Origin of the sequence: Methanoregula sp. UBA64 (assembly GCF_002502735.1) — an archaeon.
Classification (GTDB): Archaea; Halobacteriota; Methanomicrobia; order Methanomicrobiales; family Methanospirillaceae; genus Methanoregula.
Genome location: NZ_DAQC01000009.1, coordinates 33,657 through 51,586, shown reverse-complemented (window position 1 = coordinate 51,586; position 17,930 = coordinate 33,657). Strand labels below are relative to the sequence as shown.

21 protein-coding genes, 2 tRNA genes, 1 other RNA gene and 1 pseudogene are annotated in these 17,930 nt (G+C 56.9%); 11 read left to right on the top strand and 14 right to left on the bottom strand.

Annotated features, from left to right (window positions below; genetic code table 11):
* The 4 genes and pseudogenes from BP758_RS11980 to mptA form a co-directional block, all read right to left on the bottom strand.
* Positions 1-449: pseudogene (locus BP758_RS11980) on the bottom strand (coenzyme F420 hydrogenase subunit gamma); the annotation flags it as partial.
* A gap of 43 nt (positions 450-492) precedes the next feature.
* Positions 493-1,032 carry a coenzyme F420-reducing hydrogenase, FrhD protein gene (gene frhD / locus BP758_RS11975; protein WP_292371112.1) on the bottom strand — a complete coding sequence of 180 codons (540 nt, stop codon included), beginning with the start codon at positions 1,030-1,032 and terminating at the stop codon, positions 493-495.
* Between the two features lie 14 nt (positions 1,033-1,046).
* Complete coding sequence (gene frhA / locus BP758_RS11970) at positions 1,047-2,417, bottom strand: coenzyme F420 hydrogenase subunit alpha (protein ID WP_292371111.1); 1,371 nt, start codon at positions 2,415-2,417, stop codon at positions 1,047-1,049.
* A 299-nt stretch (positions 2,418-2,716) separates the two neighbouring features.
* Entirely contained in the window at positions 2,717-3,712 is a 996-nt protein-coding gene (gene mptA / locus BP758_RS11965) for a GTP cyclohydrolase MptA (RefSeq protein WP_292371116.1), read from the bottom strand.
* 96 nt (positions 3,713-3,808) lie between these two features.
* Between mptA and ilvC the strand changes: the two genes are divergently transcribed.
* The 3 genes from ilvC (at position 3,809) to BP758_RS11950 (ending at position 6,102) form a co-directional block, all read left to right on the top strand.
* Complete coding sequence (gene ilvC, locus BP758_RS11960) at positions 3,809-4,798, top strand: ketol-acid reductoisomerase (protein WP_292371110.1); 990 nt, start codon at positions 3,809-3,811, stop codon at positions 4,796-4,798.
* 88 nt (positions 4,799-4,886) lie between these two features.
* Positions 4,887-5,381, top strand: coding sequence for a flavodoxin family protein (locus BP758_RS11955; RefSeq protein ID WP_292371109.1), 495 nt, complete (start codon positions 4,887-4,889; stop codon positions 5,379-5,381).
* Between the two features lie 106 nt (positions 5,382-5,487).
* The gene (locus BP758_RS11950) at positions 5,488-6,102 is read left to right on the top strand and encodes a translation initiation factor IF-2 subunit beta (RefSeq protein ID WP_292371108.1); all 615 of its coding nucleotides are present in this window, start codon (positions 5,488-5,490) and stop codon (positions 6,100-6,102) included.
* 160 nt (positions 6,103-6,262) lie between these two features.
* Here BP758_RS11950 and BP758_RS11945 read toward each other — a convergent pair whose 3' ends face one another.
* The 5 genes from BP758_RS11945 to BP758_RS11925 all read right to left on the bottom strand — a co-directional run bounded on the left by BP758_RS11945 (position 6,263) and on the right by BP758_RS11925 (position 10,687).
* Complete coding sequence (locus BP758_RS11945) at positions 6,263-6,538, bottom strand: DNA-directed RNA polymerase subunit L (protein ID WP_292371107.1); 276 nt, start codon at positions 6,536-6,538, stop codon at positions 6,263-6,265.
* Positions 6,539-6,634: 96 nt separating this feature from the next.
* Positions 6,635-7,357 (bottom strand): MBL fold metallo-hydrolase, encoded by a 723-nt coding sequence (locus tag BP758_RS11940; protein ID WP_292371106.1) that lies wholly within the window; start codon positions 7,355-7,357, stop codon positions 6,635-6,637.
* The gene (locus tag BP758_RS11935) at positions 7,354-8,634 is read right to left on the bottom strand and encodes an ATP-binding protein (RefSeq protein WP_292371105.1); all 1,281 of its coding nucleotides are present in this window, start codon (positions 8,632-8,634) and stop codon (positions 7,354-7,356) included. Before BP758_RS11935 ends, BP758_RS11940 begins: the two co-directional genes overlap by 4 nt.
* A 44-nt stretch (positions 8,635-8,678) precedes the next feature.
* Positions 8,679-9,554: a type II methionyl aminopeptidase gene (map, locus tag BP758_RS11930; RefSeq protein ID WP_292371115.1), complete on the bottom strand. Its 876-nt coding sequence runs from the start codon at positions 9,552-9,554 to the stop codon at positions 8,679-8,681.
* On the bottom strand, positions 9,554-10,687 hold the full coding sequence (locus tag BP758_RS11925) for a M24 family metallopeptidase (RefSeq protein ID WP_292371104.1): 1,134 nt from the start codon (positions 10,685-10,687) through the stop codon (positions 9,554-9,556). Before BP758_RS11925 ends, map begins: the two co-directional genes overlap by 1 nt.
* Positions 10,688-10,742: 55 nt before the next feature.
* On the opposite strand from BP758_RS11925, the gene BP758_RS11920 reads away from it, so the two are divergent.
* From BP758_RS11920 to BP758_RS11890, 7 genes are all read left to right on the top strand, one after another.
* On the top strand, positions 10,743-10,967 hold the full coding sequence (locus BP758_RS11920; RefSeq protein ID WP_292371103.1) for a hypothetical protein: 225 nt from the start codon (positions 10,743-10,745) through the stop codon (positions 10,965-10,967).
* A gap of 53 nt (positions 10,968-11,020) precedes the next feature.
* Complete coding sequence (locus BP758_RS11915) at positions 11,021-11,305, top strand: hypothetical protein (RefSeq protein WP_292371102.1); 285 nt, start codon at positions 11,021-11,023, stop codon at positions 11,303-11,305.
* Between the two features lie 135 nt (positions 11,306-11,440).
* Positions 11,441-11,513 (top strand) — tRNA-Asn (locus BP758_RS11910).
* A 6-nt stretch (positions 11,514-11,519) separates the two neighbouring features.
* Positions 11,520-11,594: transfer RNA gene (locus BP758_RS11905), tRNA-Ile, on the top strand.
* Between the two features lie 376 nt (positions 11,595-11,970).
* Complete coding sequence (locus BP758_RS11900; protein ID WP_292371101.1) at positions 11,971-13,002, top strand: hypothetical protein; 1,032 nt, start codon at positions 11,971-11,973, stop codon at positions 13,000-13,002.
* 90 nt (positions 13,003-13,092) lie between these two features.
* An RNA gene (gene ffs / locus BP758_RS11895) (signal recognition particle sRNA) lies at positions 13,093-13,404 on the top strand.
* A gap of 13 nt (positions 13,405-13,417) precedes the next feature.
* Entirely contained in the window at positions 13,418-14,425 is a 1,008-nt protein-coding gene (locus BP758_RS11890; protein WP_292371100.1) for a malate dehydrogenase, read from the top strand.
* 52 nt (positions 14,426-14,477) lie between these two features.
* Here the strand turns inward: BP758_RS11890 and BP758_RS11885 are convergent, their stop codons facing one another.
* From BP758_RS11885 to BP758_RS11875, 3 genes are read right to left on the bottom strand one after another with little or no spacing between them, the layout of a single operon-like run.
* Positions 14,478-14,735 carry an elongation factor 1-beta gene (locus BP758_RS11885; RefSeq protein ID WP_292371099.1) on the bottom strand — a complete coding sequence of 86 codons (258 nt, stop codon included), beginning with the start codon at positions 14,733-14,735 and terminating at the stop codon, positions 14,478-14,480.
* A gap of 3 nt (positions 14,736-14,738) precedes the next feature.
* The gene (locus tag BP758_RS11880) at positions 14,739-14,900 is read right to left on the bottom strand and encodes a zinc finger domain-containing protein (RefSeq protein WP_292371098.1); all 162 of its coding nucleotides are present in this window, start codon (positions 14,898-14,900) and stop codon (positions 14,739-14,741) included.
* Between the two features lie 45 nt (positions 14,901-14,945).
* Complete coding sequence (locus BP758_RS11875; protein WP_292371097.1) at positions 14,946-15,566, bottom strand: uridylate kinase; 621 nt, start codon at positions 15,564-15,566, stop codon at positions 14,946-14,948.
* Between the two features lie 57 nt (positions 15,567-15,623).
* Here BP758_RS11875 and BP758_RS11870 point away from each other — a divergent pair, with 57 nt between their 5' ends.
* Entirely contained in the window at positions 15,624-17,285 is a 1,662-nt protein-coding gene (locus tag BP758_RS11870) for a phospholipase D-like domain-containing protein (RefSeq protein ID WP_292371096.1), read from the top strand.
* Positions 17,286-17,378: 93 nt separating this feature from the next.
* Here BP758_RS11870 and BP758_RS11865 read toward each other — a convergent pair whose 3' ends face one another.
* Together BP758_RS11865 and BP758_RS11860 are read right to left on the bottom strand one after the other, a co-directional pair.
* Positions 17,379-17,687 carry a transcriptional regulator gene (locus BP758_RS11865; RefSeq protein ID WP_292371095.1) on the bottom strand — a complete coding sequence of 103 codons (309 nt, stop codon included), beginning with the start codon at positions 17,685-17,687 and terminating at the stop codon, positions 17,379-17,381.
* On the bottom strand, positions 17,684-17,929 hold the full coding sequence (locus BP758_RS11860) for a MarR family transcriptional regulator (RefSeq protein WP_292371094.1): 246 nt from the start codon (positions 17,927-17,929) through the stop codon (positions 17,684-17,686). Before BP758_RS11860 ends, BP758_RS11865 begins: the two co-directional genes overlap by 4 nt.
* Position 17,930: the final 1 nt, after the last annotated feature.

Sequence of the window (17,930 nt, the reverse complement as noted above, 5' to 3'; positions counted from 1 at the left end):
GTTCCCTTGAGGAGCAGGTATGCCATGACACAGACATTCCTGATCATCTGCGGGGTCGGGGCGCATCCGGGGATGTACACATCGACCTTGATAAGGTCGCCGATCGGCAGGTAGGACTCGTGCGCCGGCTGGTTCTGCTGGCCGCCGCGGGAGAACCGGGTAATGTTACCGTAGCAGGCACAGCCGCCGAGTGCGACGACCACTGCTGCCTTTTCCCTGGTTTCCTTGATCTCCTCAACTGCAAGTTTATCCTGGATACAGACGGAACCCTCGACAATTGCGACATCGACCTGTTGGATGTGCCGGACATCGGCAAGCGTAAGGTGGTATTTCAGGTCGACATACCGGTCGAGGAGTGTTAATAGTCCGCCGTAGTTGTCTGCGAGTGCAACCGTGCAACCGGTGCATCCGCTCAGGTGCGTATAGCCCACTGAAATCTTGTCTACCACAGGCTTAACCTCCTTGTTAGTTGTTTCCACTTTTTGTGCTACGTCAGCTGTTTTTGCAGGTGCCGCAGGTTTCTGCGGAGCCTCGCTGGCGTTCTTCTTGAAGACACTTGATAGCAGTCCCATAATCAACACCTATTGTTTCCAGTACTATCCGTACCGTTTTGGGAATTGCCTTTGAAACTTCATCCGAGAGCCCGATCTCCATTTCGGGATCGGTGACACGTGCAGGCTGGCATCCGATGACGATAATATCGATTTTGTCCTTGATCCGCTGGAGCGGCTCTGCGAGATCCCACGAGTGTGCATCGCGGTAACTGCCCGGGGGCAGGTCCTCGACACGCAGCTTGGTGATCGATCCCGGCTCTGCGCCGTAGTCAGCGATATCGACAATCACGAGTTTTTTGGTCACTTCCGGGTCGAGCAGCGTAAAAATAAAGTGCGGGCCGCCAAGGCCTGCATCCACTACTTTTACATTGTCGGGAAGTGTGAGTTTCTGCAACTCCTCAATGACTGCCGGACCAAAGCCATCGTCTGCAAACAGGGGGTTTCCACACCCTGCGATTACAATCTCCGGATACAGCATGATTGTGTGTACGCTCACTGCTGGATGAGTTTCTGGGCGACTACCTTGTTGTCCTCATTGACTACGATCATGTGTGTAGCGCACGAGACGCACGGGTCGTACCCGCGCATGATGACCTCGGCGAGCTGCCAGGGTGCACCGGTGAGTGCTGCGCTGCAGGTTGCAAAGTTCCAGGTTGTCGGAACAAGCATTGAGAAGTACTGGACCTTCCAGTCCTTGACCTTTGCAAGGTGGACATCCGTGCCACGGGGTGCTTCGTTGGAAGCCCAGCCGAGGGTACCGTCACCCTTCGGGATGTAGTCTGCAACGACCTTACCCTTCGGGTTAAGTGCGTCGATGCAGTCGATCATCTCGTAGAAGGAGTCGGTGTATTCCATCTCACGGGCAACGTTCTGGCCGATGGTGCCCTTCTCGTCGAAGTTCTTGTACTTGACAAGACGTGCACGGGGACCGACTTCAACGGGTGCGCCGTCGTACATCGGGATGCCGGTGCAGGCTTCCATCTGCGGGTTGACCTTGGTGCCGAGCTTGGTGGTTCCGCCAACGGGGTACTTGGGCTCTTCGAGGGAAATCTCCATCTCGCCCATGTACCAGTCCCAGGGCCGGACTTCCTTGAACCGGTTGATGTCCCAGGTGGGGCATTCGTCCATGCTGGAGCAGCCGTAGAACGGGTGGGTTGCAAGGTAGCCCTGGTCGTGGTACCCGAGATCCTTGGGCAGTGCGACCTTCATGCCGCCGACATCGACCCAGTCTCTCTTCTGGTAGTTGCGCAGGACTGCGATCATGAAGTCCATCTGCTGGTGGGCAAGGACGAGACCTTCCTTTGCAAGGTCGTACATCTTGATCTTTGCCTGCTCCGAGCAGTTCATGTACATACCGCCGACGCGGGTGTTGCTCGGGTGGATGGCTTCTCCACCGGCAATCTGGCCGATGGTCTGACCGATCTCACGGAGTCTCTGGATCCGCTTTGCAACGGACCGGACGGGCTCCTCGGGGGAGAACGGGTTGATCTTGACATCGGTGCCCGGGAGATAGAGATCGGGCAGGATCAGGATATCATGCAGTGCAATGCTGTGCACCCGGTTAGCCATCTGGAGGATGTACCGGAGCATCTTGGCATCCTTAGGTACTTCGACCTTGATGGATGCCTCCATTGCCTCTGTTGCTGCAAGGTTGTGGGCAATAGGACAGATACCACAGACGCGGGATGCAATCTTTGGTACCTGTTCAGGGGTCTTTCCGACTGCGAGTTTCTCAACTCCCCGCACCGGAGTAATGGAACACCAGTTGCCTGTCTCAACGATGCCTGCATCGTTGACCTTCAGGACAAGCTTCGAGTGTCCCTCGTGTCTTGTGGTTGGGGAAATCTCTACAACTTTCGACAATATAATCGCCTCATGTTATGTTGAGTTGTTCGTATTACAGTACAAAATTACTCTATACATCTCTCATCTCTAGAGATAATTGACCGTACAAAGTACGTTCATCTCTATCTTTAACGAACCCTTTTATAACGTTTATTGTTTTAATCTGCGGAAAAGGCCCGTGTGAAATAACGGGTGTATCGGCCATTAAAATAGAATCAAAAGAAAATTTGCCTGTTTTTTTCAGCAGCGCAGACCGGTAAGAAAAAACACGTTTTTTTTATGCCTGTATATGGGGGGATTTATTAAACCTCCCCGCTTTATCCGGAACGGTTTTTATCGCCATTGAGTTCGTCCAGCAGTTCTGCGAGCGTTGCCCTCCGTTCGGCATATGCATCGTGCTGGTGAATGCTTTCCTCATTGGTCTGCTTGATGGTAACGACCGCATCGCCCGGAAGATAGGAAAATCCGGTCAGTACTTTCTTTGCCATCTCCCGCACGCAGTCTTCCACAAACCGCGGATTTTTGTGCGCGGCAAGTACGACCGCACTTTCATCGCCGCGCTTCAGGAGTTCGTAGATGCCGGCGCTCATGGATTCCTTGAGGACCTGGATAATCTTTTCCAGGTTGACATGCTGGTCGTCATCGGTCTCGATACAGAGGAATCCCCTGCCGCGCTGGTTGTGGGTGGCCATGGGGACCTCGACAAAGAACGCATCGATGGTCTTCTGATCGACCCCGAGCCCTTCGAGGACGTGGTTCGCACGCTCCTTCATGATATTCTGGGCGCAGGGACAGGCGGTCATGCCGGTGACCTCCGCCCCGATGCTCTTTCGTACGATCGGTTCGCGGAACGTCCTTTTTGCGATCGCCCGTGCATGGACTTTGACGACCTCGTGGCAGGTCGTATGGCTGACCGGGGTCTCGCGCTTGACCATGAACTCGCTGCGCATGAGCACCTCGGTCCGGTCGGCATATTCGTGCCGGTCGAGCAGCTTGCGTGCAACGGCACTGCAGAGGTTCTCGATCTCGTTGACCTCGCCATCGATTGCCTGCTGGAGAACCTCGTCAATTACTTCAAAATTCCGTGAGAGGTTGGCGCCTTTCAGGCTGCCGGGCAGGTCCACGTAGACATCGAACTTCGAGATAAAGACCACCGGCCGTTTATCCGGACGGGTGACCTCAACGAGTTTTTTGACATTCTTTACCCCGACACGTGTGAGGTTGATCCTGACGTCCGGGGAGGTTGCCTGGACATCGGGGAGTTTCCCGCTGAACGGCTCCTCAGGGGTTTTATCCGCTTCTGGGTGCTTAATAAGTCATCGCTTCCCTGCAGGTTTTACAAGTGTGCTTCTTTAGTTTTTTCATATAATATTTATGTGCTTTGTTGCCGATATCACAAGGGATCGACTATGATGAAAAAATACTATGAGTCCGATGCCGATATCTCGGTGCTCAAGGGCAAGAAGATCGCCGTGATCGGGTACGGGTCACAGGGACGCGGCCAGTCCCTGAATCTGCGCGACAGCGGCCTCGACGTTATCATCGGCCTGCGCAAGGGAAAGAGCTGGGATGCGGCAACCAAAGACGGCATGACCGTGATGACGGTCGCGGAAGCGGCAAAGAAGGCCGATATCATCCAGATCCTCCTGCCGGATGAACTCCAGTCGGGAGTCTACAAAAACGAGATCATGCCGCACCTTACCGAAAACAAGACCCTGATGTTCTCGCACGGTTTTAACATCCACTTCGGCCAGATCGTGCCGCCGGCAAATGTCGATGTGATCATGGTCGCGCCAAAAGGCCCCGGCTTCATGGTCCGCCGCCAGTACGAGGAAGGCAAGGGAGTGCCTGCCCTTATTGCGATCGAGCAGGACCACACAGGTAAGGCCCACAAGACCGCGCTCGCATATGCAAAAGGTATCGGGGCAACGCGTGCGGTTGTCCTTGAAACCACGTTCCGCGAGGAGACCGAGACCGATCTCTTTGGCGAACAGGCAGTACTGTGCGGAGGTATCTCCTCGCTTATCAAGGCCGGGTTTGAGACCCTCGTTGACGCCGGGTATGCGCCCGAGATGGCATATTTAGAGGTCTGCCACGAGACAAAACTGATCGTCGACCTGATCTACGAAGGCGGGCTTACGAACATGCGCCAGTATGTCAGCAACACGGCGCAGTACGGCGACATGACCCGGGGGCCCCGGGTAATCGGGCCTGAGGCATACGAAGCAATGGAAGAGATCCTCGGTGAGATCCAGAGCGGGGAATTTGCAAAGGAATGGATGCTTGAGAATATGGTCAACCGCCCGGTCTTTACCGCCCTCACCAAGGCCGACGAAGAACACCTCCTTGAAACGACCGGCAAGGAAGTACGGGCAATGATGCCCCAGTTCAGGAAATAACCTTCATATCTTTTTTACCTGAAGTAAGCCGCTAAAACGCCCGGTTTTGTATGAAATCTTTTTGGGGATCGGGTACTATCATTTCTGCATGAAGATCTGCATCATCTACCACAGCGAGACCGGTAATACCCGGCACATTGCCCAGCACATTGCGTCCGCCTTCCCCGACAGCCGGCTTATCGAGATCGCCGATCGTGCAGAGCATTCCCGGGTCACCCGCTTCCTTATGCAGTGCAAGGCCGCGATGAGCGAGGACACAACAATGATCGAACCGGCGCAGCTGAATGTCCGGGAGTACGATCTGCTTGTCTTTGGATCGCCGGTCTGGGCGTTCAAGCCGACACCTGCCATCCACACGGCAATTAACGCCCTTTCCGGCTGCGAGAAGAAGCACGCCGTCGCCTTTGCAACGCACGGCGGAAAACCCGGGAAGGCCGAAGAGACCTTCAAAAAATGGATCGAAGGAAAGGGTATGCAGTTTGCCGGCTTTAAGGATATCAACCAGAAAGATATCGAAGACGACACGAAGAATGCAGATGTGGTTCGTTTCGTAAAAGCGGCAGTCCCTTCCTACCTTGGATAAGCAGTCGCAGCGCGGCCGTAAAACGTCGGTCCGCATCCGGCGGCAAACCGTCTCTTTTTTTCTGGGAAAGACTTTTGCACCGGTGTAGCCTTTATACTATACACATATGACGGACTCTTATGACGACCTTTTAAAAAAGGCCTATTCTCACATTTCCGAGAAGACCGAATCCTCGGAACGTTTTGTTGTTCCTGAGGCAAAGGCCTACATCGAGGGGAAGACAACAATCCTGGAAAATTTTGCCGAAATCGCCGACACAGTCCGTCGCGACAAGGACCACCTGATGAAGTACATCCTCGGCGAGCTGGGAACCTCGGGCAAGATCGACGGGAACCGGGCCATCTTTAACGGAAAGTTCGAGATCTCGCTTTTTAAGATGATCATCAAGAGTTACGTCGACGATTACGTGATCTGTTCCGAATGCGGCAAGCCTGATACGCGTCTTGTAAAGGATGACCGGGTTCTTACCCTCCGTTGCGATGCCTGCGGTGGCCACAGGCCGGTCCGGAAGCGAAAGGTGAGGACCGAGCCGGCTTCTGAGAACCTTGAAGAAGGGCAGATCATGGACGTCGAGATCCAGTCGCTTTCCAAGCGTGGCGACGGTGTTGTCAAGATGGGCCGGTACATCATGTACGTGGCAAATGCAAAGCCCGGCCAGAGCGTGAAGATCCGAATCTCGCGGATCTCCGGTTCGATCGTCTTTACCGAAAGGGCAGAATAGGTCAGTCCGTTAATATCGCCGGGGTCACCCCGGCATCTGTTTTTTTAACCTGCAATCTTCCGGCAGGCAGCTTTCGTAACAGATTCGTTTTTTTTAAAGGAACTATGTAAGGGAAACCCGCACTCTGTGCGGGAAAAAAGTATGCGTATCTCCGGGAGTATTATTTCTGTTTTGCAAGGCCCGTGAGCAGGGTATCGCAGTTGCCGGAGATCTTCTTGCAGGCCTTCTTGACGAGGGTTAAGGGGTTTTTCTTTGCGCTCTTGGTGGTCACGAGCAGTACGGGGTCGGAGAACTGGAACTCGATGGTGTATTTTGCGACATCGACGTCCGGATCGGCCAGGAGTTCCTCAACCAGGGTGTTCATGAACGTATGACCCTCTCCCTGGATGACGAGTCGTGCCTTATCTTTTTCGAGTTCGAGTACCTTTACAATCATGCACCTATGTTTGGGAACCTGTAAACTATTAAGGTATGGGTGAGGTACGGCCGTGGGCCCGGGTATGCCGGGGCCACTCCTGTCCCGGCACCCGGTTTAAGGAAACCCGAACGTCTCGCCGTCATGGGCCAGGTGAGGATATTCCCACGGCATCACATGGCTGATGTGGATGCACCGGAACTGTTTTGCATGCAGGCTTTCGGCAAGCGTGCAGGCATCGAGATAGTTCATGTGTTTGGTGATCGTCATGTGCGAGGGGACGATCGCATCCAGAAGCAACAGGTCGAGGTCTTCGAGCAGGGCAAGGCTCTGCTGCGGGATGTCCCGGTTGGTATCCGAGGTATACCCGATGCGTTTTCCCTCCGCCTCAAAGAGGAACCCGCAGGTATACGCCGGCGGGTGTTTTACGATAAACGGCGTGATGGTGATCCCAAAAAGAGTAAACGGCACGTACGGCACTACGGGAATGCGGTTGAAATCAAGGAACCGGAAGGTCTCGCCGCAGTACCGGAGCACCGGTTCGGCGGCATAGACCGGCGGGATCTTCTGGACCCGGTAGAACTCCCCGAATCCCATGAAGTGGTCGTAATGCCCGTGCGTCCAGATCACGGCATCGATGTGCGGAGAGCCGGCCCGCAGGAGCTGCTGCCGGAGATCGGGGGTTGAATCGACAAGGATATGGTGCCCGTCCTTCTCGATCAGGATCGAGCTCCGCAGCCGTCCCGTACCTGTATTCTTTGCGCGGGTACACTGGGGGCAGTCGCACCCGATCTTCGGTGTCCCGATGGCGTCCCCGGTCCCGAGCAGTACAAACTTCATTCCTGCTTCCAGTTCAGGTTCCGGATTGCATCGCGGTTCCTGACCATGCGGATACCTTTATCGAGGTCCTGGCGGTTGATGGCCTCGCGCGTGTCCATGAGTGCCGACAGGAGCGCCTCCTTGATCATGAGGCGTATGTCCGCCCCCGAGAACCCTTCGGTCATGGCTGCAATCTCCTGGTAATCACAGGTGCAGGTCATGGACGAGGTTACGCTTTTGAGGATCTCCCGGCGCATCTCTTCCCCGGGCAGGGAGAATTCCACGACCTCGTCGAACCGCCGCCATGCAGCCTCGTCGAGGAGCTGAGGGTGGTTGGTGGCGCCGATCAGGAGCACGCCGTTCCGGATCAGGCTGATCCGGTCGATATTTTTCAAGAGCGCGTTGACCGCCCGCTTCATTGCCCCGTGGTCGTCGGTGACACGGCTCTTTGCAACGAAGTCGAACTCGTCGATGAAGAGGATCGATGGCGCGAGTTTCTTCGCGAGATCGAAGATCTTGTCGATGTTCTTCGAGGTCTCCCCCAGGTACTGGGAGGTGATCATCGAGAGCCGGACTTCAAGCACCGGCATGTGCATGGAATGGGACATCGCAAGGGCAAGCGAGGTCTTGCCGGTACCGGGCGGGCCGACAAAGAGGAGCTTTCCCACCTCGTAGATCCGGTGTTTGCACAGGAAGTCCCGGTGGTGGAGCGCGTGGTGGATCTTGGCAATGACCGCGAGCTGTTCCGGCGAACAGACCAGGTCTTCCATATTCTGCTCGACCTCTTCGGGGGCTGTGACGATCACAAGGTCGAGCGCGTTGCGTATCTTCTCGTCTTCGCCGATGATCTTGGTGATCTTGAGATCGAGGCTTGCCTTGGTGTCCTCAAACGGCGGGTTTGCTTTCCTGACCTCGGCATAGGAAACGCCGGTACTGTCGAAGGATTCAAAGAAGAACGCGAGCGCGGGGTTGACCCCGATAAGGGGTTTGCCGCCCTGCGCAAGGAACCATTCGGCGGCCGGTTTTAACGTCGTGATCTTCAGGCGCTGGCCGAAATCTTCGTACGAGACGAACGGGTTTTTGGCGATCTTCTCGTGTGCATCGGCAATCCCGAGGGTGCGCTTGACCATCCCGTCGCTCACGTACACGGGGCGCTTGATGGTCTTGGTGTCTCCCGAACAGAAGATCTCGCGGCAGGCCGGGGTCAGATCATTGAGGTCGAGCGTCGGGTTCTGGTTAAAAATCTCTGCCGTCAGCAGGACTTCCATGATGCGCAGGCTATCGCTATCTCCGGACATGGCTGTAACCTTCATTATTTCACGCCTGAAAACATATACCTATCTTATCGGGTAGTCACAATACAGCTGTCTTCTGTCACGATCATGGTGTGCTCGTGCTGGGAGACAAGCGATCCCGGGATATCTGAAAGGACCGGGTAGCCGTGCAGGATCTGGGACCGGCACAGGCCGATGAGCGCCAGGCCGGCTTTTTTATCGTTTAGCCAGCGGCGCGAGAACGGGAGTCCCTGGCGCTCCCGAATCTTCTCCATGACCCCGCGGGCGGACGGGGTGCGGACCGGCTTTTCAGAGATCTGCGAATAGATCTCGACCCGGGTCTTCTCCCCGACCCTCCCGCTGCCGGTGGTGGCAAAGGGCTCGATTGCAATGGCCATGCCCTCTTCGAGCACCGTACCGCCGGAGATGGCAATGTTGGGGATCGAGGGGTCCATGTGCGCAACGTACTGGTCGAGGCCGTGGCCGGTCAGGTTGGCAATGGGCCGGTAGCCCCTTGTCACGATCTCGTGTTCGATCGCCGCGCCGATCTCCCCGGTCGTGACACCGGGCCGGACACAGGCTATCGCTGCATCGAGGGCAGCGCGGGATGCGTCGAGGAGGAGGGAGTTGTTCCCCAGGTCAACCGTTGTCGCAGTGTCCGCAACGTATCCCTCGATCTGCACGCCGAGGTCGAACTTCACCACGTCTCCCTTCGCAAAGACCCGCTCGTCCCCGGGAGATGCGGTATCGTGGGCCGCGTCCTCGTTTAAGGAGACATTGAGGGGGAACGCGAGATCGGCGCCCTCGGCCCGGATACGGTCTTCCACGGAATCTATGAGTTCAAGGTACGATTTACCCGCCCTGACACCCTGTACTCCCTCGTGCAGGATCTTTACTGCCAGTTTTCCTGCCGCTTTGTAATTATCCAGTATCTCATCGTTCATCATAGCACAAGCGTCTCCTCAAACTTTGTGAAATCCTCGAACTTCTTTGCCCGCACCGCGCCCATATCTTCGAGCCGGATCCCCCCGGTGCCGGGATAATACAGGCCCGGCTCGACCGTTACCACGGACCCCTCTTCGAGAGGCCCGCCGGAAGGTCCGACCGTGGGCATCTCGTGGACCTGGAGCCCGACCCCGTGGCCGAGATTGTGGATAAATCCCCGGGTATCGCTCTCAAAGCCGCGATCCGCAAAGTAATCCACCACCGCATTGTGGGCCTCTGCGCCCGGCACGCCGGCGCGGATCTTCCCAATCCCTATCTTCTGCGCCTCTTTTACCGCTTCGTACATCTCGGCGATACGGCCCGAAGGCTTCCCTTTCGAGACCGTCCGGGTCATGTCCGCATAGTATCCCGTTGCCTCGTCTTTCGGGAACATGTCTATTACAATCGGCTCGTGGGGGCGCAGCGGTCCACTCCCGATGATATGGGGAAACGCGGTATCATTTCCGCACGAGATGATCGTCTCCACCGCGCGGCACCCCTCGTCCATGAGTTGCTTGTGCATAGCGTTGCGCACGATCTCGGAGGTGAGCGGCGCGCCGTCGTGGTATAGCACGCCCTTCTTTGTCGTTGCACTGCCGATAAGCCCGATCCCGAGCGCCATTGCTTTTTCAGTCCGCTTCTGCACGGCGCGGATGAGCCGGATCTCCTCCGGTGTCTTCTTCGCCCGCATCTTCTCTGTTGTGCCGCTGTCGACCACGACACGGCATTCCTCTTCGAGCGCCCGCAGGAGTGCTGCCGGGAGCGTGGGCGAGACAAGGAGGGTCTTTCCCGTCTGGCCCGCAATCATCCGCGCGGCCGCTTTCCAGGGATCCTTCTCTTTTTTGACGATATCCGGAAGGCCGGCCTGCGTCCGGGTGACCACGGCAGCGCAGGATTCCCGCCCGGCGCGTTCGGCCTCCATCTGGGGGACAATGATGGTTCCCGGAAGCCTGCGCTTCTTATAGAAGACAAAAGCATCATGCATCACGAACCGGGTGAGGTAGCGCATATCGGCGTCCTCTCCGCCAGCGTAGTGGACGAACGCATCCGCCCCGCTCGCCTTCATTGCAGCGTCCAGTGGATCCATTGCCATAGAAGTACGCGCTGAAACGTCAAGTACTTTTATTCCCGAAATCAACGTACGTGCAATGGACGAGCAATCAAAAGAGCAGTTCAAGTGGAAATTTTACCGGCTGGCTATCCAGCTCAACGCAATCATCCTGCTGGTTGCGCTTGCAATCCTGTTTGTGTTCCTTGCGCCCCAGCCGTACCGGCTCCCCGCGGTTGTCATCATGCTGGTAGTTGCCGCGGTGCTCAGCTGGAATTTTATCGGGAAGTACCGTGCTACAAAGGCATGGCTTCATGAGCATTGAGGTGCAGGTAAGAGTAAGGATACCCGACAGGAGATCCGTTTCCGGGAGGTACCATGCTTGGGAAGATGAAGGACGAGATCGAGCTCTTGAGCCGGCATATCGAGGTTGCCCGTGCGGTTGCCGAGCACCAGCCGATCGGGATCATGAAGCTCTCCGAGATCCTCGATCTTCCCTCCCACCGGATCCGGTACTCCCTTCACGTGCTCGAACAGCTGGGCTATATCCGCGCATCATCGGACGGTGCGGTTGCGACCGAGCAGACACGGGAACTCTTTATGCACCTCAATGAGGATCTGGACGATATCATCCGGCTCCTTAACGCCATGAAAAAACGCTAAAAATACGGGAATAACTCCGGATGGCCCGTTTGGCCGGGACCCGGATGCCGGCAGGCGCCCTGTTACGCCCTGCCTGTTTCTTAGTTACCTTTAAAAGTCCCTACAAAGAATCTATTAAGGCACAAAACCCTGAATGCCGCCATAACTCAGTTGGTAGAGTGGCTGGCTGTTAACCAGCATGTCACAGGTTCGAGTCCTGTTGGCGGCGCTTTTTGGGCCTGTAGCTCAGTCCGGTTAGAGCGCCCGGCTCATAACCGGGCGGTCATGCGTTCGAATCGCATCAGGCCCATTCTGACATTTTTTCTTCATCCCCTCACTGGAACCGCACGGTCTGATTTTAGCGTTTTTGTCCGGCCCGTTGTCCAAATGTCATCCGTAAAACTACTAAGTACCTGCGCGACCCCCATCATGCGCTGTTGCGCCCGGCAATGCATTCTTCTCTTCGGTAAGACACCCGTTTTTTGCAGAGTTGTGGGGTACCCCTGTAGGGGGTCGGATACAAAAATAAGGATGGGATGATCGGATTTTTCGTCGTAATACGCAAAAAACGATGCAGGGGGTCGGACCATTTTTTAGCCGGGCAGGGAGCCCCCGCTCCTTTAAAAAAAAATCCGGTAACGTATATTTGGCAAAGTATCTATGATAGGGCAAAGATAGCAAGCACCATGGACTGTCCCGTGTGTGGCGGTGACTGTGTACGCCCGGCGCATGAGGTGCTCGCAGCACTCCCCACGCGGTTTTTTCCCTGCCCCTCCTGCCGGATGCAGGTGCTTGACAAGCGTGCCCCGCTTCCTGTCCTGACCTATCCCGAACCCTGTTCCTGCGGGAAACGGTTTATCGACGGGGTGTTCGCCCACCTCTACGTGATCATGCGCGAAGAGGGGGATCTCACCCGGGACGACCCGCTTATTGCAGTCGGTTCGCCGCTCGTCCACCCGGGGTTTGCCATGGACCGGCCCCCGTTCCTCCCGGAAAAATCCCTGGTCCTGCTGTCCGGGAAGGTGACCGAAAAGACTGCACGGCGGATCGCTGCTGAAGTTCCGGAAGTGCAGGGTGTGGTGCAGACATCGCCCGGGATCCCCGGCCTTGCCTCCCATGAACCGGGTGCGGTACCCCGGTCCCACACGCTCCTTGCCGGGTGCGATGTCCGGGCAGACCTTGTCCCGGTGGGCGAACAGACGCTCGTTGTTTACAAGCAGCAGTCGGTGATCCATGTCGAGTTCCCGCGTGCAGGGTATCCCAAGATACGGTCGGTTGCTGCCCGCGTGGGAAAGCCCCTGGCGCCGCTCTTTGTGGATGCCTGTTCGGGGCCGGGCACGCTCGGTCTTGCTGCGGCAAGCCTTGGCGTTCCGCATGTTATCCTGAACGATGCATGGTATGCCGCAGCGTTCTGGTCTGCGGTCAATATCGGCGTCAACCGCAGGTATTTTGCGGTCGATGACGTGAAGATCTGCGCGCAGTATGCAAAGATGGCCGCCTGTCCGGTCCTGCGGGTGCCAGAAAAGGTTGCAGAGACCCGGGGCCGGCAGGTTCTTGAGGTGTACCAGGGGGATTTTCAGAATCTCGTATCCGTAATTCCCCGCGATACCGGGCCCGTGACGGCTCTCGATATCTTCGACAAGCAGGATCAGGGTGTCGTATCCGCCCTGCTCCGCGACTGGCAGTCCCGGGTCGGCGGATCCGTGTTCGTTCCGTAAGCGGCCCGGGCAGTATTCCTGATACGCAGCCACCCCGATGTACTCCGGGCTGAATGTGACAAGGATTTATTGACCGGCAGCCCAAGTGATATGGGGACTAGCCCGGGTGGCTCGGCGTCACTTGTAACCCGAAACCGTCGGTACGCGGGGGGCGAAGTTTGACGAAGGCTGCAACGACCTGCTGGAGCCTCTCGTATTCTGACGTTGAAACCTCGTCCCATGAGGTCGATGGCCAGGTATCAAAATTCCGGAGGGAATGGCGACCTGTCGCTGCGGGAACCGGTTCAGGCCCGGAAGGGAGCAGACTTACCGCAGACATCCGGCGCCCATGGGGTAACGGGGCGGAGGAGGAGTACATGGGCGATAGAAGAGACGTACAGTCGACCGATGACACGTCCCCGTTTCCTGTGATATCATGTCAAAAGTCACCATTATCGGTGCCACCGGCAACGTGGGAATGTTTGCCGCATATGCTGTTTCTGTCGACCCCCATATCCATGAGATCCAGCTTTACGGCCGTGAAGGACGTGAAGCGTTCTTAAAAGGGATTGCCCAGGATTTCGCCGATTCCTTTGCTGCACGGGGAACCAATATCCGTGTCACCTGGACGACAAATCTCAAGGATATCGCCGGTTCAGACATTGTTGTGGTTACTGCGGGTACCCCCCGGGGCCCGGGTCAGGACCGTCTTGACCTGGCATACGGGAATGCGCGGATTATCGCGCCCATCGCCCGTACGATCGGCACCGTTGCACCGTCTTCAAAAATCCTCATGGTGACGAATCCCGTCGATGTGATGACCTGCGTTGCGCTCAAGTATTCAGGCATGAAGCCCACCCAGGTGTTTGGCCTGGGCACGCATCTTGACTCGATGCGCCTCAAATCGCTCATTGCGTCCTATTTTAAGGTCCATGTCAGCGAAGTGCATACCCGTATTATCGGGGAGCACGGCGACAGCATGGTGCCCCTCTGGTCGGCAACGACTATCGGGGGAATCAAGATCTCCAACCTCCCGGCGTTTGCCCATCTCCCGGTGCAGGACTTTATCCAGTCCGTCAAGACCAGCGGGGAGCAGATCATAAAGAACAAGGGCTCGACTGTGTACGGTCCCGGCGAAGCTATTGCGTCGCTCGTGAAGACCGTGCTTGGCGATGAGAACCGGATCCTGACGGTATCTTCCTATGTCAAGAGCGAGGTCCACGGGATCGGCGGGGTCTGTATCGGTGTTCCCGCCCGGATCAACAAGAACGGTGCATTCCCGGTTACGATCCGGCTGGATGAATCCGAGGTCATTGCATACCGTGAATCCGTGGAGAAGATCCGCGCCTCAATCGAGCAGGTTATGGCAAAGCTCGAAAGCGAGAACGAGCCGTCTGCACCGAAAAAAGTAAAGAAAAACCCTTCCGGAAAGTCCGGGCAGTAACTTTTTAAAAAGGGGAAAAAGGTCGGAATAAGGATTGGTATCCCTATTCGTTTTAGTTCAGGGTTACTTCGATAATCTCTGCCCGTTCGACACCGGGAACCGCGCTGAGTTTTCCCTCGAGCGCATCGGTCTCGCCGCCGGCGTCGTTGACGATCACGGCAAGCTTGAGGGCCTTGAGCCCAAAGCCGATCGGTTCTTCCTGGATGTCTTTGATGCCGGGCAGCTTCTCTTTGAGCGCGGCTTTTAATTTTTCAAGGTCGACTTCGGGAGATTCCGGCATGACCCTGAGAATGGCTACAACGCTCCCCATGCCTTACGGTCCCCCGAATCCGCATTTCGGGCAGACGTAGGGAATACTCTGCTCCCTGCACCGGTAGCACCGGGTGATCTCGACACCGCACGAGGGGCACGCGAAAGCCGTTGATCCCTCTTCTGCAAGCGGAGCGCTGCAGGACGTACACTTTTTATCTGACATGATATCGCTCCTTTAAGGATTCCTATAGTATCTCTTTTAGTACCTTTAAAAGGTTGTACCAAGACGGGTTCCCGGCACGGTTTTTCCCTCCAGCCACCCGGCAAGTCGTCCTGCATCGGATCCGTTCATGACAAAGGTCCTGATCCGGTGGTTCAGCACGAAGGGGATAAAGCAGGGGTCCACGGTATCCGTGGCGATGGCACGATCGATGCAGGGCGCCACGTTCCCCCCGGTTTCGATCCCGTCCACGGACTTGAGGACGAGCAGGTCGCACCCCGCCGTTTTTGCCACCCATGCTGCAATGGTGTCCGAGGTCACGTCCCATGAATGCGGCAGGGGATCGTGCCGGCGCAGGGCACAGTACGGGAGGAGGACCGTGGTCGTTTCCGGGACTGCGATCTGCGTGGTGGTCACCAGCCCGTTGGCAGCGATCAGCCAGCCGTACTGGTCCATGGCAGCGCAGGCCATCCAGTGGGCGGCGTCGGCATTGTTTGCGCATGCGGACGTGCGGACTGCATCGGCGAACAGGCCGCCGCCCGGAACTACCAGGAGGGGCCGGGGGGAGTCTTGCAGGACCGGGACGATTGCCGGGATATGCGGGGCGAGGCTGCCGCCCACTTTTACTACGAGCCCTCCCGTTTTTTTGCCGTGGCGATCCTCCTGCATGGTATCTCCCAACTGTTATATTCCCTGATTATAAAAGGAAAGATGCCGGGGCTTTTCATGCGCTGTATCTGGGTACTCCTGTTGGTCTTTCTCTGTGTTGTCCCGTGCAGCGCCGTGCAGATCGTTGAGTTCTGCCCCGACCCCTATCTGGCCGATGATCCGGACGAGTATGTGGTCATTGCCGGCCATGGCTCCCTTGACGGTGTGGCAGTTTCTGACAACCACGGGGGATTTCGGTTTCCGGCAGGCACCACGATAGACGGGATGCTCACGGTTGCACGGAGCGGCCCCGCGTACCAAAAGACCCACGGGAAGTATCCGGATTTTGAATGGCAGGACAACTCCCCTGCGGTCCCTGATGTGATCTCCGGAGGTAACCTCCGGCTTGCAAATTCTGCGGACGAGCTGAAGCTTTACCAGGACGGCCGGCTCGTGCAGAACATTTCCTGGCCCGGGGATGTCAGACCCCGGCAGGGCCAGGTGCATTACCTTGAAAACGGTACCTGGGATCCCCGCGTGCTCATGCTCGGCCAGTCCCGGCGTGGCCCGAAAACATTCCGGAACGCGACCGTGACGACATTTGCCTCCCCGGATAGTTCGCTTGCGGTCTTCTCCCGTGCAGTTGATTCCGCGCAGGACCGGATTCTCGTGAATGTCTACGAGCTCACGAGTACGAATATCACGGACAGTCTCGTCGGCGCCCGGAAGCGGGGCGTTGATGTAACGGTTCTTCTCGAAGGCGGGCCGGTCGGCGGGATCGGTGACGAGGAGAGATCGGCAATCCGGCAGTTAAACCAGAGCGGGATACCCGTCTTTGAGATGGCCGCGGAGGAAGGCGGGCACGCGCCGTACCGGTACGATCATGCAAAATACGTGGTCGTCGACGACCGGAGCGTGCTCGTGACAAGCGAGAACTTCGGGCATACCGGGTTTCCCCCGACCGGTGAGACCGGGAACCGGGGATGGGGCGTCTGGATCGAGGATCCGGCAACAGCTGCGTATTTCCGTGACCTTTTCTTTGAGGACATGCGCGGCCCGGCTATCGTACCGGTGTACGGCAGTGCGGGATCTCCGGAAGTAGGTACCGGATCCGCATATACCCCGGTATTTTTACCGGTAACGTTTTCCGACGCACAGGTGACGCCGGTTATCGCGCCCGATACCAGCAGTGAGATCACGGACCTGCTCAATTCTGCGCAGGATAGTATCGAGATCGAGCAGGCCTATATCACCAACGAGTCAAAGACCCGGCTCAATCCGTACCTTGCAACAGCGATCAATGCCTCCCGACGCGGGGTGCAGGTACGGGTGCTCCTAGATTCGTACTGGTACAACACGGAAGACGAGGCCGATAACGATGAGATGGCCGCGCTGATCAACCGGATCGCGGCGGATGAGCATCTTCCGCTGGAGGCCCGGTGTGTCGATCTCGCGGCAAACGGCTTTGAGAAGATCCACAACAAGGGCGTTATTGTCGATGACCGGGCGGTGCTCGTGAGCAGCATCAACTGGAACACGAATTCACCCGGGTTCAACCGGGAGACCGGGGTCATTATCGAACAGCCCGGGGTAGCCCGGTACTTCAAAGAGGTTTTCGATGCAGACTGGAGCCCGGCGGTGCGCTCGCCGCAGAAAACCGCAGATTATCTCAAAATTGCCTGCGTACTTGCGGTAATCGGGCTTCTTGGTGTCCTGTATTACCGGAAGCACCGCCGGTGATGGTGCACTGCAGGGAAGGATTGCTGCCGCTCTTTAAGCTCATCTTTAAAAAAACAGGAATAGCATCACGACGGGCGTGAGGACTTCTTTGTTTTAGAATTTCTTGAGCGCGCACTGGCAGACATCGCAGAGGTTGATATCGCTCTCCCCGGTGACAACGGCAAGCGCCCAGCGGTCGATCATTGCATCGAGCTCGGATGACAGTTCGATTGCGCCATATCCCCGCTTCTTACTCATGTACTGGCAGACTGCCGCGCGGGTGACGCCCAGTCTCTTTGCTGCATCGCTCTGGCTGAGGCCCTGCTTGTTTACGAGCCTGCATACCATCTCCGCTCTCATCGGGGGCAGGAGGTTTCGCACCATGCTATCACAGTGCATGAGCGTGCAGGTGTGTTTGGTCATACAAGCGCCGGCTGCGATTCAGTACTGTTTAACGGTCTGTTCTGGTAGATGATCTGGCGTGCATCGCGGAAGTTGAACTTCTCGATGATGAGATGGCGCTCTTTGAGCTTCTTTAGCGCATAGCGCACCGTCCGCGGTGCGAGCCGGCTCTTCTGTACCAGATCCTTGTGGGTCATGGCACCACCGGTGTCGAGTATCGCAAGGACCGTCTTTGAGGATGGGGGTAAAGTTTGCTGATACATG

Excerpts from the sequence above, each read along its gene's own strand:
- frhD (WP_292371112.1), bottom strand. The coding sequence starts at position 1,032 with ATGCTGTATCCGGAGATTGTAATCGCAGGGTGTGGAAACCCCCTGTTT.
- ilvC (WP_292371110.1), top strand. The coding sequence starts at position 3,809 with ATGATGAAAAAATACTATGAGTCCGATGCCGATATCTCGGTGCTCAAG.
- BP758_RS11955 (WP_292371109.1), top strand. The coding sequence starts at position 4,887 with ATGAAGATCTGCATCATCTACCACAGCGAGACCGGTAATACCCGGCAC.
- BP758_RS11950 (WP_292371108.1), top strand. The coding sequence starts at position 5,488 with ATGACGGACTCTTATGACGACCTTTTAAAAAAGGCCTATTCTCACATT.
- BP758_RS11945 (WP_292371107.1), bottom strand. The coding sequence starts at position 6,538 with ATGATTGTAAAGGTACTCGAACTCGAAAAAGATAAGGCACGACTCGTC.
- BP758_RS11940 (WP_292371106.1), bottom strand. The coding sequence starts at position 7,357 with ATGAAGTTTGTACTGCTCGGGACCGGGGACGCCATCGGGACACCGAAG.
- BP758_RS11935 (WP_292371105.1), bottom strand. The coding sequence starts at position 8,634 with ATGTCCGGAGATAGCGATAGCCTGCGCATCATGGAAGTCCTGCTGACG.
- map (WP_292371115.1), bottom strand. The coding sequence starts at position 9,554 with ATGAACGATGAGATACTGGATAATTACAAAGCGGCAGGAAAACTGGCA.
- BP758_RS11925 (WP_292371104.1), bottom strand. The coding sequence starts at position 10,687 with ATGGCAATGGATCCACTGGACGCTGCAATGAAGGCGAGCGGGGCGGAT.
- BP758_RS11920 (WP_292371103.1), top strand. The coding sequence starts at position 10,743 with ATGGACGAGCAATCAAAAGAGCAGTTCAAGTGGAAATTTTACCGGCTG.
- BP758_RS11915 (WP_292371102.1), top strand. The coding sequence starts at position 11,021 with ATGCTTGGGAAGATGAAGGACGAGATCGAGCTCTTGAGCCGGCATATC.
- BP758_RS11900 (WP_292371101.1), top strand. The coding sequence starts at position 11,971 with ATGGACTGTCCCGTGTGTGGCGGTGACTGTGTACGCCCGGCGCATGAG.
- BP758_RS11890 (WP_292371100.1), top strand. The coding sequence starts at position 13,418 with ATGTCAAAAGTCACCATTATCGGTGCCACCGGCAACGTGGGAATGTTT.
- BP758_RS11885 (WP_292371099.1), bottom strand. The coding sequence starts at position 14,735 with ATGGGGAGCGTTGTAGCCATTCTCAGGGTCATGCCGGAATCTCCCGAA.
- BP758_RS11880 (WP_292371098.1), bottom strand. The coding sequence starts at position 14,900 with ATGTCAGATAAAAAGTGTACGTCCTGCAGCGCTCCGCTTGCAGAAGAG.
- BP758_RS11875 (WP_292371097.1), bottom strand. The coding sequence starts at position 15,566 with ATGCAGGAGGATCGCCACGGCAAAAAAACGGGAGGGCTCGTAGTAAAA.
- BP758_RS11870 (WP_292371096.1), top strand. The coding sequence starts at position 15,624 with ATGCGCTGTATCTGGGTACTCCTGTTGGTCTTTCTCTGTGTTGTCCCG.
- BP758_RS11865 (WP_292371095.1), bottom strand. The coding sequence starts at position 17,687 with ATGACCAAACACACCTGCACGCTCATGCACTGTGATAGCATGGTGCGA.
- BP758_RS11860 (WP_292371094.1), bottom strand. The coding sequence starts at position 17,929 with ATGTATCAGCAAACTTTACCCCCATCCTCAAAGACGGTCCTTGCGATA.